The sequence below is a fragment of the Bradyrhizobium altum genome, assembly GCF_020889705.1.
GTDB lineage: Bacteria > Pseudomonadota > Alphaproteobacteria > Rhizobiales > Xanthobacteraceae > Bradyrhizobium > Bradyrhizobium altum.
Genome location: NZ_JACMYP010000088.1, coordinates 1 through 13569, shown reverse-complemented (window position 1 = coordinate 13569; position 13569 = coordinate 1). Strand labels below are relative to the sequence as shown.

At 63.7% G+C, this 13569-nt stretch carries 11 protein-coding genes and 1 tRNA gene; 4 read left to right on the top strand and 8 right to left on the bottom strand.

All coding sequences use genetic code 11. The features are described from left to right. Positions 1-20 precede the first annotated feature (20 nt). The 5 genes from H8B02_RS21585 to H8B02_RS21565 form a co-directional block, all read right to left on the bottom strand. Positions 21-764, bottom strand: coding sequence for a fimbrial biogenesis chaperone (locus H8B02_RS21585; protein WP_229168092.1), 744 nt, complete (start codon positions 762-764; stop codon positions 21-23). A gap of 84 nt (positions 765-848) precedes the next feature. Beyond that, positions 849-1502, bottom strand: a complete 654-nt coding sequence (locus tag H8B02_RS21580) for a Csu type fimbrial protein (protein WP_229168090.1) — start codon at positions 1500-1502, stop codon at positions 849-851. Positions 1503-2150: 648 nt separating this feature from the next. Beyond that, a complete protein-coding gene (locus H8B02_RS21575; RefSeq protein WP_229168088.1) occupies positions 2151-2900 on the bottom strand; it encodes an SDR family oxidoreductase in 750 nt (249 codons plus the stop codon). A 216-nt stretch (positions 2901-3116) separates the two neighbouring features. Beyond that, on the bottom strand, positions 3117-4085 hold the full coding sequence (locus tag H8B02_RS21570) for an MBL fold metallo-hydrolase (RefSeq protein WP_233287717.1): 969 nt from the start codon (positions 4083-4085) through the stop codon (positions 3117-3119). 7 nt (positions 4086-4092) lie between these two features. Beyond that, positions 4093-4917, bottom strand: a complete 825-nt coding sequence (locus H8B02_RS21565) for an alpha/beta fold hydrolase (protein ID WP_229168086.1) — start codon at positions 4915-4917, stop codon at positions 4093-4095. A gap of 125 nt (positions 4918-5042) precedes the next feature. On the opposite strand from H8B02_RS21565, the gene H8B02_RS21560 reads away from it, so the two are divergent. Continuing rightward, positions 5043-5942 (top strand): LysR family transcriptional regulator, encoded by a 900-nt coding sequence (locus H8B02_RS21560; protein WP_229168111.1) that lies wholly within the window; start codon positions 5043-5045, stop codon positions 5940-5942. A 325-nt stretch (positions 5943-6267) separates the two neighbouring features. Here H8B02_RS21560 and H8B02_RS21555 read toward each other — a convergent pair. After that, a tRNA-Ile gene (locus H8B02_RS21555) sits at positions 6268-6343 on the bottom strand. A gap of 136 nt (positions 6344-6479) precedes the next feature. Continuing rightward, the gene (locus H8B02_RS21550) at positions 6480-7448 is read right to left on the bottom strand and encodes a Bug family tripartite tricarboxylate transporter substrate binding protein (protein ID WP_229168085.1); all 969 of its coding nucleotides are present in this window, start codon (positions 7446-7448) and stop codon (positions 6480-6482) included. A gap of 119 nt (positions 7449-7567) precedes the next feature. Here H8B02_RS21550 and H8B02_RS21545 point away from each other — a divergent pair, with 119 nt between their 5' ends. Further along, a complete protein-coding gene (locus H8B02_RS21545) occupies positions 7568-8536 on the top strand; it encodes a TAXI family TRAP transporter solute-binding subunit (protein ID WP_229168083.1) in 969 nt (322 codons plus the stop codon). Between the two features lie 126 nt (positions 8537-8662). On the opposite strand, the gene H8B02_RS21540 is transcribed toward H8B02_RS21545, so the two are convergent. Further along, entirely contained in the window at positions 8663-9874 is a 1212-nt protein-coding gene (locus H8B02_RS21540) for an ABC transporter substrate-binding protein (protein ID WP_376711696.1), read from the bottom strand. Positions 9875-10057: 183 nt separating this feature from the next. On the opposite strand from H8B02_RS21540, the gene H8B02_RS21535 reads away from it, so the two are divergent. Beyond that, positions 10058-11179 (top strand): molybdopterin-binding protein, encoded by a 1122-nt coding sequence (locus H8B02_RS21535; RefSeq protein ID WP_229168081.1) that lies wholly within the window; start codon positions 10058-10060, stop codon positions 11177-11179. 9 nt (positions 11180-11188) lie between these two features. Next, positions 11189-13138 carry a molybdopterin biosynthesis protein gene (locus tag H8B02_RS21530; RefSeq protein ID WP_229168079.1) on the top strand — a complete coding sequence of 650 codons (1950 nt, stop codon included), beginning with the start codon at positions 11189-11191 and terminating at the stop codon, positions 13136-13138. Positions 13139-13569 lie beyond the last annotated feature (431 nt).

Here is a 13569-nt window from a genome sequence, read left to right as displayed (position 1 = left end):
ACACAAGCGTGGAGCCTCTTCTACCGCCGAGTCGGCGACTCAATAACCGCATGAGTCTGGCCCTTGTCCGTTTCCGCCGTGACAGAGATGGATCCGCCAGATCCAAAGCCGCGAGGATATTTCAGCGTGGCCCAACTCATGGAGGAATGTCCGAGGACATAGCCGAGGAGACCATTGCCAAAGGACAAGGTAGCTCCCGAGGAATCCTTAAGCCGCAAGTTTGCGATACGTAGCCGCTCGTCGCCGGCATTGTGGGTCACGACCGTCAGTTGGCCAGCTTCAGCGCGGAGCGACCAGGAAACCTGCGGCCGGCTGATCTCGCGTCCGCGAAAGAACGCGGGGATCGACTGTCGTACCAAAAGATTGACGCTGCGACTCTGGCTGCCGCCTGCTCGCGGCAATTGGTCGACGATGACACGATAGCTCTCTTCGCCGTTGACCGGCTGTTTCGACACCCGCACAACCCGCACGACGTAGTCTGAATGAGGCGCCATCCTGACAGCCGGAGGTGATGCCACCACATCGGTTGTCGGTTCAAGACTCTCCCTGCCGTCGGACTGCGACCAGCGAAGCACGCGGGTCTGGACCTCGACGTCGGCATCTTCGTCATTGCGCAGCGTCAGGGAAGCCGCCGCCGCCGGCGCGTTCAGTTCCAGGAGAACGGGTTCAACGCGAAGCGCGGTGGCATGGGCAACCTCCATGCATGCTAGGCTTGCGGCAAATGCGGCCAGCAGTGTCGAATTTTGATGCATCGCGATGCCCAATCGATTTCGAAATCGTGCGCCAAGCAGGCATTTCGTCGATACGCAGATGCAACGGAACAGCGGGCCGCTGCCGCGGCCTCTTCTTCAATAGGTGATGGTCATGACCACCGTGTCCGTGTAGGTGCCGGTGTTCGGTGCGGTGCCGGTAGCGGGAACCGTACCGTAAATGTTGATCGTCTGCGCCGATCCGTTACCGGTGCCGAGAATGCAGCCGTTCGTGGTCGTGCAGGTGGTGCTGCTGGTGGCCGTGGTCCAGGGGTTGGTATGAGCTGAATCGGTATAGAGATCGTAGTTGATAAAATTACCGGCATTCGTCATCCGCCGCTGGCTGCCGGACACATTTGCTCCGTTGTCCATGGCGATGGAGTAGGGGCTGCCATTGGTGCAGGTGACCGAGACGGTTGTGCTGCCCGACTGCAAGGTGGTCGCGAGCGTTGTTCCTGCCACGCTCCCAAAATTGAGCGTCGCAGCGTTGATTGTGCAAGACGCCGTGATGGTGATCTGAACGGTCAAATTTGCGGTCGATGTGCCGGCCTGGGCGGACGTTTGATAACCGGATGCCACGGCAACGAAGAGTGCGACCGCTCCCACTCGCGCAGCCTGCCGCATTCGTCGCTTCAGCAAAGGTCCACCGTCGTCGCGGATGCGAATCTCTCGACAAGGATCGAAAACCCTGCAGGCCGCTTTCCTGGTCGGCCGGCAAACTTCTTCGGTATCGTCCAATGAATTCGTTTTCATCGCCAATCGTGCCGGACATGCAGGCCATCGTCGTGAACAAAAGAATCAAAATTGGGTAAACTTTGAATGAGCAAAAGCTTAGCGAGGCCTGATCGAACTATCGATAACTATGGCCCCATCAAAAACTATAATGGTGAGCAAAGTCGGCCGGCGGCTTCAGGGCCACACCGGCTCTGGCCGCGGCTAGGCTTAGTCTGGCGCCCTCTTGTGGGGCCACTTTGAAAATGACTCGGCTATCCCTTTGATATTCCACGACCCCGCATTTTGAGAACGACTCGGTTTTGACTTTAAGAACGACTCGATCACCCCGTTTTTCGCTTTGAAAACGACTCGATCCCGTAAGGGGCTGCGATCGCGGGGCTATTTCGGCCGTAAATTTCCTCCGTCGAGCCGCTTCCTCCATCTCCACAAGAGGGCCGTGTCCAGGATCAGAGCAAAAATGACTGTCGCCAATAGCGCTACGCCTCCGAATTTCGATTTCGAGCCATAGGAAATCAACGAGAAAGCCCACTCCCATCCTGCGAACGACAGGGACGAGGCGACAAAAACGAAGCCCAATTCCGCCGCGGTTTTCCTCTTTCGAGCAAGCAGCAGTAAGTCGTCGGCGAAGTTTATTGCATCGGACAGCTTGGAACCTGCTTGAAGAGGTCAGACCTGTGCGAAGCCACCGTCAACGAACAGTTCGGCGCCATTCACGAAGGAGCTCTTGTCGGATGCCAGGAATAGAACTGCCTCGGCGATCTCGCTCGGCAGCCCTACCCTTCCAACCGGTGCTACATCGCTGTGACCTTTCAAGAAGCCAGCCATCTGGTCTTCGGTCATGCCGAAACCGTCGTAGGCCGGCGTCGGCACCGTACCTGGGCTCACGACGTTTACGCGAATTTTCCTATTTCTCAGATCGACGCTCCAGCCGCGTGCAAACGACCTGATCGCGGCCTTGGTCGCTGCGTACACACTGAACGCCGGAGTTCCCTTTATGGCCGCGATCGAAGCGTTCAGCACGATCGCAGATCCCTCGCCCATGAGGGGCAGGGCCTTCTGTACGGTGAACAGGGTTCCGCGCACGTTAACGCCACAAGTCTTGTCGAAGTGGGCCTCGGTTATCGTCCCTAAAGGGGCGAATTCGCCGAGGCCAGCGTTTGCGAAGAGAATATCCAAGCGTCCCTTGACCTCCTTGATTTCCTGGAAGAGGCGATCAAGATCGCCGAGATTAGCAATATCGCCCCTAATGCCCTTGGCGTTCGATCCGATCGCTGCGACAGCTTTCTCGAGTTCTGCCTGTCGCCTTCCTGTAATGAAGACAAACGCACCTTCCTTCGCGAACAGCTTGGCAGTTTCTAACCCGATGCCGCTGCTGCCTCCGGTTATCAGTGCGATCTTCCCTGACAATCGATCCATGTGTTTTCCTTAAAGCGGTCGACTTCCCGCTGTCCAACCTCGCGATGCGTGACGAAGTTAAGCGTACCTGTCGGGAACTTGACCGGCGGCCAGCAGCGGCACCGCCACGGCAAAGCGTCGGCGATCCAGAATTGCGCGCGGCGTGTCGATCATGTCAGCGTTCTTCATGTCGGCCTCCGATTTCGGAGTGATTGGCGAATCCGATGTCGCTTGCGGTCACACGCCTTCGTAGACCAGTCGGGTGAAGAAGGCGGGGTCGATGACGAAGTTGCCGAATTTGGCGTCGAAGGCGGCTGTCGGTTTGGCCGCGACCGTCTCGTCGCGCGAGCGCCCCTGCTTCTTGAGGGCGGCTACGTTGTCGCGGATGCCCGCCAGCATGTCGCGGAATTCGCGGAGCTCGGCCCTCGTGCCGAGCGCCTTGCCGTGGCCGGCGATGATAATGGTCTCCTCGTTGGTCGCCGCGAGATTGGCATCGGAGGCTGCGATCATCCCGTCGATGCTGCCGCCGGTCGAATAGTCGATGAATGGATAGATGCCGTTCCAGAACGTATCGGCTAGATGCGCGACATTCGCTTCGGGAAACGTCACGGAGATGTCGCTGTCGGTATGCGCCGGACCGTAGTGTTTGAGGGCGATCGTCGAGCTATTGAGCTTGAGGCTGCGCTCGTCGGCGAACGTTTCGGTCGGAAGTCCAGCCGGCGGCAGCGCGAGGAAATTGTAGTCCCATTCCTCCACGCGCTGCACCTGGGACAGGTATTTGCGCGTGTTGTCCTGGGCGATGATCTTCGCGCCGGCCGCGTTGAGCCAGGCGTTGCCGTCGGTATGGTCGAAATGCCAATGGGTGTTGATCAGGTGCGTGATCGGCTCGGCGCCGAGTTCAGCAAGGGCCTTCGTCATTTGCGGGCGGGAGACGGCGATGCCGGCGTCGATCAGCACCTTGCCATCGGGACCCGTCAGCACGGCTACGGTCCCGCCGGAGCCTTCGAGCGCACAGATGTTGCCGCGCAGCTTGTGCGTGACGATCGGCGCCGAGGCGGCGCTGTCCTTGATCAGGCTGACGATGCCGCGCGCCTCAGCGAACGCCTGGCGCGGCGTCAGCCAGGCTCCCGCGGCTGCGGAGGCCGCGCCTCCGATGCAGCACAGACAGAAGCCGCGCCGCGATATGGAATGTTGTCTCGAGATCATGGCGGCCTCAGCTCTCGATGAACGCGAGAAGATCGGCGTTGATGGTCTCGGCCTGCGTGGTCGGCATGCCGTGAGGGAAGCCCTTGTACGTCTTGAGCGTGCCGTTCTTCAGAAGCTTGGCGGACAGCGGTCCGGCATCGGCGTAAGGAACGATCTGATCGTCCTCGCTGTGCATCACCAGGACCGGGATGGTGATCTTCCCCAGGTCGGCGGTGAAATCGGTCTGCGAAAAGGCGACGATGCCGTCGTAGTGGGCCTTGGCGCCACCCATCATGCCCTGGCGCCACCAGTTCTGGATGATGGCCTCCGAGGGCTTCGCGCCCGGGCGGTTGTAGTTGTAGAAGGGGCCCGCGGCCACGGCGCGGTAGAACTCGGAGCGGTTCGTGGCGAGCTGCGCCTGGAAGTCGTCGAACACTTCCTTGGGAAGGCCGCCCGGATTGGCGTCGGTCCTCATCATCAGCGGCGGCACTGCGCTGATGATGGCCGCCTTGGTGACGCGGTTCTCGCCGTGACGCGCGAGGTAGCGCACCACTTCGCCGCCGCCCGTCGAATGACCGACATGGATCGCGTTCTGCAGTTCGAGCTGACCCGTGACCGCCGCGAGATCGTCCGCGTAGTGGTCCATGTCGTGACCGTCGCCGACTTGGGAGGAGCGGCCATGGCCGCGCCTGTCGTGGGCGATGACGCGATAGCCCTTACGGAGGAAGAAGAGCAGTTGCGCGTCCCAGTCGTCGGCCGATAGCGGCCAGCCGTGACTGAAGACGATCGGCTGTCCCTTGCCCCAATCCTTGTAGAAGATCTCGACGCCATCTTTGGTCGTGACGGTGCTCATCGTTGAACTCCCGTTTTCTGCGGCCGATCGGACCGGACTTCTTCACGGGTACCGCGTTGCAGCGCGGTCGCGTAGCCCCTAAGATCGAGAAGGAACTTCTCAAAGTTCGGAAAGGTGAGCCTTCCGTGGACCGCCTTGAAGCGATGTCGGTGATCATCGCTGTGACCGAGACGGGCAGCATCTCGGCCGCTTCGCGTCGCCTTAAAACCCCGGTGGCGACGGTCAGTCGCAAGGTCGCCGAGCTGGAAGCCCGGCTGACAGCCCAATTATTTCAACGCACCTCCCGTCGGATGACGCTGACCGATGCCGGACGGTCTTATATCGACGCCTGCAAGCGTATAATCGAGCAGGTCGACGACGCCGAGCGGGAGGTATCGGGGGAGTACCGAATTCCTAAGGGGGGCTTGGCCGTGACGGCGCCATGGGGTCTCGGCCATACGCATCTGGTGCCGTTGGCCATCGAGTTTCTCCAGGCCTACCCTGAGATCTCGCTGCGGCTGATGTTGACCGATCGCATAGTGAATACGACCGAGGAGGATATCGATATCGCGATACGGGTCGGGGCGCTGCCCGACAGCGGCATGATCGCGACCCGGATCGGTTCGATCCGCATCGTCGTTTGCGGCAGCCCTTCATACCTCGAGGCTCGGGGCCGCCCGCGGCAGCTCGCCGACCTGGCCGATCATGATTGCGTCACCATCGACGAGCGCGCCGCGCCTACCGCGTGGCGTTTTGTGCGCGGCAGTCGAGCCAAGATCGCGACGATCAAGTCGCGCCTGTGCGTCAATACGTCGGAGGCCGCCGTGCTGGCGGCTATCGCGGGGGCCGGATTGACGCGGGTGATGTCGTACAAGATGGATTTGGCGCGGCGCGCGGGAACGCTTGCGGTCGTGCTGGAGGATTTCGAACCGGAGCCGCTGCCGGTCCACATCGTCTACTCTCCGCGAAATCCGGTGCCCCTCAAACTGCGCGCATTTCTCAATTGGATGACGCCGCGCCTCAAAGCCCGGATGACGCTGGCTTGACGTCTTTCTATTCGGGTCTTGTGTCAAATTCGCACGGAACATCTGCGGACATTCGTGGTACCTCTGAAATGTATATGCAGGTTCGACCGTACCTCGCGTTCGGCTGCCGTAGACCCTTCGGCTTTGTGCCATGACTGCGATCGACTATGCGCGCGCAAACAGACCCCCCTTGGTTTTTTGGCGCGCATAAATCGGCGAAAAAATCGGGGCGAAATTCGTCAGTTGTGTCAGTGGGATTTGAGATCGAGTCGTTCTCAAAACGAAATCGAGTCGTTCTTAAAGCGGAAATCGAGTCGTTTTCAAAGTGTCCGCACACTGAACTCATTGGTGGGCCCGGCAGGACTCGAACCTGCAACCAGACCGTTATGAGCGGCCGGCTCTAACCATTGAGCTACAGGCCCCGCCGCCTTGCGGGCCGCGGGGTGCGGCCGGCAACGGTGCGGGCTCCGTTTACAGGGTGCGTGGGGTTTCGGCAATGCCGCCGCCGGAACCTTCGTGCCACACGCAGCCGCATCGGTCTCCCGAGCCACCGCCGCCTCAATCCACCGAGACGCCGGCGAACTCCACCACTTTGCGCCATTTCTCGGTCTCGTCGGCGACCAGTTTGCCGAATTCGGCCGGGGTCATCGGCTTCGGGATGCCGCCGACCTCGGCGAGCCGCGCCACCAGCTTGGGGTCCTTCAGGGCCTCGCCGACCGCCTTGTTGAGGGTATCGACGACTTCCGGCGGCGTGCCCTTCGGCGCTGAAATGCCGTAGAAGCCGACCGCCTCGAAGCCCGGCACGGTCTCGGCGATCGCGGGCACGTCGGGTACGCCCGGCCAGCGCTGCGGCGAGGTGACGCCGAGCGCGCGGACGCTGCCGCCGCGCGACTGCTCGAGCGCCGACGGCAGATTATCGAAGATCAGCTGCACCTTGTTGGAGATGATGTCGGGGAAGGCGATCGCGGATCCCCGATACGGCACGTGCTGCATGTCGCACTTGGTCATCGCCTTGAACAGCTCGGCCGACATGTGCACCGAGGTGCCGTTGCCGGACGAGGCGTAGGCGATCTTGCCCGGATTGGCCTTGCAGTAGTCGATGAACTCCTGAACCGTCTTCACCGGCATCGCATTCGAGACCACCAGCATGTTGGTGAGCTGCATGATGCTGGCGACCGGGGTGGTGTCGCGCAGGAAGTCGTAGGGCAGCTTCTTGTAGAGCGAGGTCGAGATCGCATTGTTGGGCGCGACGAACAAGAGCGTATAGCCGTCCGCCGGAGAGTTGATCGCGGCGGCGGCTGCGATGTTGCCGCCGGAGCCGGCGCGGTTCTCGACCACGAATTGCTGGCCGAGATGATCCGACAGCCACTGGCTCATGATACGCGCCACGATGTCGACCGGCCCGCCTGCGGCAAAGCCGATCAGCCAGCGCACCGGACGGTTCGGATAGTCGGATGCGGACGAAGGGGCAACGGAACCAAGGCAACAGATCAAACCAAGCAACGCGGCACGTGCGAACCGGAACATCGTCTCTCCCGTCATTTTCTGGTGATTGTTGCCATCATGGTTTCACAAAACGCTGGCTTTGCCTACGACCCCGCCCGTGCGACCATAGTCGCGCTTATGTGCAATGCCTGAGGCTCGGGATGAAATTCGCTGTTATGATCTGCGCCGGCGCGTTGCTGCTCGCGGGCGGCGCGGCGGCGCAAGAGGGGAGCAAGACCATTTCCAAAACCACGATCAGTTTCGCCACGGCGACGCCGGGCGGCGGCTTTCCGCTCTATGGCAATGCCTTCGCCGAGGTGATGAACGCGGCCGATGTGATGCTGTCGATCGAGCCGCGCAACACCAAGGGCTCCAACGAGAACATCCCGCTGCTCGAGGCCGGCAGCGTCGACATCGCAACCGTTGCCGGCGAGCCGTCCTACGAGGCCTTCATGGGCATCGGCCGGCCGCCGGCCACCAGGCTGAAGATCCTCACCGCGATGTATTCGAGCCCGGGCATGTTCGTCGTGCGTGCCGACAGTCCCTACAAGACGATCCAGGATCTGGCCGGCCAGCCCGTCGCGTTCGGCGCCAAGGGCTCCGGCCTGCCGATTCTGTCGCGCTACATCCTCGACGGGATCGGGCTGAGGCAGGACGAGGACTTCAAGTCGATCTATCTCGATCGCGCCGGCGATGGCCCTGCGATGGTCGAGGACGGCCGCGCTGCGGCGCTGTGGGGCGCCGGCATCGGCTGGCCCGGTTTCAGCAAGATGGCCGAGAGCACGACCGGCGCGCGCTTCATCGCGCCGACCGCGGACGAGATCGCCCGCATCCGTGCCAAGCACACCTTCCTCAAGCCGCTGACGATCCCGGCAGGCAGCTATCCGAAGCAGAGCGCGGCGATTTCCTCGGTCGGCTCCTGGAGCTACATCCTGGTGCGCGAGACGCTGCCCGACGATGTCGCCTACCGGCTGGCGAAGACGCTGCACGGCGTCGAGGCAACGTTCTGTAAGAAGCTTGCCCAGGCTTGTGAGACCACGGCAGCGAACACCGTCGCTGCCGCGCCCGATATCAATCTGATCCACCCCGGCGTGCTGAAGTATTTCAGGGAGATCGGGGTGGTGAAATGACCTCTGCATGGACGCGTTATTGCGTCTATGCAGGGGTCATTCCGGGGCGCGCGAAGCGCGAACCCGGAATCTCGAGATTCCGGGTCTGGTGCTTGCGCACCATCCCGGAATGACGACCTTCGGTCGTCACTTCTTCATCAGCGGACACGCCGGGTCCGGCGGGCCGAACGCGTCCTCGCCGGAGATCTTGGCCAGGATCTTGTAGTAGTCCCACGGATACTTTGACTCGGCCGGGGTCTTGACCTGCACCAGCCAGAGATCGTGCACCATCAGATTGTCCTCGCGCAGTCTGCCGTTGCGGGCGAAGAAATCCTCGACCGGCTTCTCGCGCATCTTGGCCGCGACCTTGAGCGGATCGTCGGTGCCGCTGTCCTTGATCGCGTTCAGATAGGCGGTCACCGAGGAATAGACGCCGGCCTGCCACATCGTCGGCATCCGGTTCATCTTGGCGAAATAGCGCTTCGACCATTCCCGGGTTTTGTCGTCCATGTCCCAGTAGAACGAGGTGGTCAGCAACAGGCCCTGCGCGGCCGACAGCCCGATCGAGTGGATGTCGGTGATCAGCGCCAGCAGCGCCGCCATCTGCTGTCCGCCGGCGAAGACGCCGAACTCGGCGGCGGTCTTGATCTCGTTGGTGTTGTTGGGCGGTCCGCCGGCAATGCCGATGATCTTGGCCTTCGAGGCCTGGGCCTGCAGGATGAAGGACGACAGATCGGGCGTCGCAAACGGCGGCCGCACCGCGCCGAGCACCTTGCCGCCGTTCTTGGTCACCACGGCGGAGGCGTCCTTCTCCAGCGAGTGGCCGAAGGCGTAGTCGTCGGTGATGAAGAACCAGCTGTCGCCGCCGCGCTTCACCACCTCCTGGGCGGTGCCGACCGCGAGCGCGCGGGTGTCGAATACCCACTGCATCGCATAGGGCGAGCAGAACTTGCCATGGAAGTCGGTCGCGCCGGTCGAATGCGTGATGAACAGCTTCTTCTTCTCGTTGGCGATGTTCTGCACCGCGAGCCCGACCGCCGACACCGGCACGTCGACGATCAGGTCGACCTGATCGACGTCATACCAGCGCCGCGCGATGGTCGCGCCGATGTCAGGCTTGAGCTGATGATCGCCGACGATCACCGAGATTGGCTTGCCGAGCACCTTGCCGCCGAAATCGTCGACCGCCATCTGCGCGGCGGTGACCGAGCCCTGTCCGGTCGGCGTCGAGGCCGGGCCGTTCATGTCGGTCAGCACGCCGATCTTGACGATGTCGTCGGATACCTGTGCCGATACGGCCGAGGAGGCCAGCAGCGCGGCTGCGAGCGTCCCGAACATGGCTAGTCTGGTGGCGATCATTCTGTCTCCCTCCTGAATTGGCGCATTGGCCATTATGGTTGTGCCGGGCCGCCGGGACCCGGTCATATTGGTTTCTTTTGCAACTAGTTTGGGGTCCGCGTCAACGCGCCATCGGTCTAATGACGGAGGGCCGGACCGGCCCGAGGCGGTTTCTTTCGGGGCCGATTCAGTCCATAGCGGGCCATGATCACCGCCCAGCGCCTTCCGGCTTCGCTCACTCCGCTCGATGCGGCGCTGGCCGCCGTGCTGCGCGACCTCGCGCCGGTCCAGCCGATCGAGCTGCCGCCGGCCGATGCACTGCGCTGCATTGCCGCCGAGATGCCTGCCCTGCGCGCCTATCCGCCACACGATGTCGCCGTCAGCGACGGCTGGGCGATGCGCGCCAATGATTTGGTTGGCGCGTCCTCCTACGCGCCGCTGCCGCTGGCCGGACTTCCGGTCTGGGTCGCGGCCGGCGCGGCGATGCCCGACGGCACCGACTGCGTGGTCGATGCCGATGCCGTCGACACCTCCGGTCCGCTTCCGCAGGTGCTCGCCGAAGCCATCCCGGGGCAGGGCGTCCGGCGTGCCGGCAGCGACATTGCGGTTGGGCGTGCCGTGATCGCAGCCGGCGAGCCGCTGCTGCCGCGCGGTCTGCTGCTCGCGCGCGCCGCCGGACTGGAGCTGTTGCGCGTACGGCGGCCTCGGCTTCGCATCGTCAACATTTGCAACGGTCAGCTGACCGTGCAACTGATCGCCGACACCGCACGCCTCGCGGGCGCTGAGGTCGTCTATGCTGAGGCGGCGCCCGATGTGACGGCGATCGCAAACGCACTCGAGGCAGATGGTTGCGATCTCATCATCACGATCGGCGGCACCGGCGTTGGTCACACCGATGCGGCGGTGAATGCGCTGGCGACGCGTGGCGCGTTGATTGCGCACGGCATTGCCCTGCTGCCTGGGCGCACCACGGCGGTCGGCCGGATCGATGCAACGCCGGTCGTCGCCTTGCCGGGCGCGCCGGATCAGGCTTTCGCGGCCTGGTGGGCGATTGCGCTTCCGGTGCTCGATCGCCTGTCGGGCCGGTGCCCACGCAAATCGCTCGCACTGCCGCTGGAACGCAAGGTCGCCTCCGGTGTCGGCATTGCCGAGGTCGTTCTGCTCACGCGTCAGCAGGGTCCTCAGCAAGGTTCCTGGGCGGCGCTTGCGATCGGGGACCTGTCGCTCGATGCCATCGCGCGCGCCGAAGCCCTTCTGATCGTGCCTGGCGCTGCCGAGGGCTTCGCTGCGGGCACGGTCGTCGATGCCTATATGTTGCGGGAGTGAGATCCCGAGATGACCAATATCTTCACGCCGAAACCCAACCCATCCGTCGAGCAGGACCAGTTCCTGACCATCCTGTCGCGCGAGGAGGCGATCGCGCGCTTCGAGGCGGCGCTGTTCCCGCGCCAATTGCCGTCCGAGACGCGGCTGCTCGCTGATGCGCTCGGCCGTGCGTTGGCGGAGGACGTGGTGGCGCCGATCGACGTGCCGCCGTTCGATCGCTCCAATGTCGACGGCTTTGCGGTGCGCTCCGCCGATCTTGCAAGCGCGGGCGAGGGTGCGCCGGTGCACCTCACGCTGAACGACGAGATCATTTCGTGCGGCACCGCGCCGACCCGGCCGGTGGTGCCGGGCACCGCGACCGCGATTGCGACCGGCGGTCCGGTGCCGCGCGGCGCGGATGCGATCGTGATGGTCGAGCACACCCAACCCGCCGGCAATGGCGCCATCGAGGTCCGGCGCGCGGCGTCGCCCGGGCAGTTCGTGTCCTATGCCGGCTCCGACATCGCGCGCGGCGAGGCACTGTTGCGCGCGGGAACGATGATCGGGTCGCGCGAGATCGGCATGCTCGCGGCCTGCGGCATTGCCGACGTTCAGGTGGTGCGCCGTCCGCGCGTTGCGATTCTCTCGACCGGCGACGAACTGGTGCAGCCGGGTGAGACGCTGCGGCCGGCCGCGATCTACGACACCAACGGCGCGATCGTCGCCGCGGCGATTGCCGAGAACGGCGGCGACGGGTCGTTCCTCGGCGCCATCGCGGACAACGAGGCGATGCTCGAGGCCGCGATGCGCAAGGCGCTGGCGGAGAGCGACATGCTGGTGCTGTCGGGCGGCACCTCCAAGGGAGCGGGCGACGTCTCGCACCGGATCATCACAAGGCTCGGCAAGCCCGGCATCATCGCGCATGGCGTGGCGCTGAAGCCGGGCAAGCCGCTTTGTCTTGCGGTCTGCGACGGCAAGCCGGTGGTCATCTTGCCGGGCTTTCCGACCTCGGCGATGTTCACCTTCCATGACATGATCGTGCCGGTGCTGCGGCGGATGGCCGGCCTGCCGCCGCGCTCGGATGCCAGGGTCGCGGCGAAGGTGCCGGTGCGGATTGCCTCCGAGCTCGGGCGTACCGAGTTCGTAATGGTGTCGCTGGTCGAAGGCGCCGACGGCCTGATCGCTTATCCCGGCGGCAAGGGCTCGGGCGCGATCACTTCGTTCGCCCAGGCCGACGGCTTCCTGAAGATCGAGGCGCTGGCCGACCAGTTGCCGGCCGGCAGTGAGGCCGAGGTGACGCTGTTCACGCCGCATGTGCGGGTGCCCGATCTCGTCATCGTCGGCAGCCATTGCACCGGGCTCGATCTCGTCACCGCGCCGCTGGCGCATGCCGGCCTTGTGGTGCGTTCGATCGCGGTCGGCAGTCTCGGCGGGCTCGCCGCCGCCAGGCGCGGCGAATGCGATCTCGCCCCGATCCACCTGTTCGACGACAAGACCGAAACCTACAACACGCCGTATCTGGCCGACGGCCTCGAGCTCGTGCCGGGCTGGCGGCGCATGCAGGGCATCGTGTTCCGCAAGGACGACGCGCGCTTTGCCGGCTTGAGCGCAGAAGAGGCGGTGCGTGCCGCGCTCGCCGATCCCGCCTGCATTATGGTCAACCGCAACCAGGGCGCCGGCACGCGCATCCTGATCGATCGCCTGCTGGGCGGCCACCGGCCCGACGGTTACTGGAATCAGCCGCGCTCGCACAATGCGGTCGCGGCCGCGGTGGCGCAGCATCGCGCCGACTGGGGCATGACCATCGCGCCGGTCGCCCGTGCGTCCGGGCTCGGTTTCATTCCGCTTGCCGAAGAGCATTACGACTTCGCGCTGGTGACCGCCCGCAAGCAGCGGCCGGCGGTACAGGCCTTTCTCGACGCGCTGGCATCGGACCAGGGCCGCGCCGCGTTGACGGCGGCGGGGTTCAGGCCGGCGTAGGCGATCCACGACATTCACCGCTGTCGTCCCTGCGAAACCAGGGACCCATAACCACAGGGTCGTGTTGTTGAAGAGAGCTGTGGCCCCAACGTCGCGCACCAATTGAGATTTGGGGTAATGGGTCCTGGCTTTCCCCAGGACAGTGAGGATGAGTCGCAATTCAAGATGTCAACAGTGCGGTGTCATCACCCGCGCATGCGGGTGATCCAGTATTCCAGGGACAGGGGTGCTTGAACCGAGAGGCCGCGGCGTACTGGATCGCCCGGTCCCGTCTCCGCCAAGGCTTCGACGAGGCCATGCATTCCTGGCGCGCCGAAGCTTTAGCGAAGGCGGCGAGCCGGGCGATGACAGTTGAAGATGAAGACACGGTTGCGCATTCTCGCGACATGAATCGCCCGAGCTTTGGTCTTCGTTCCGCCCTCTCTTGAAGA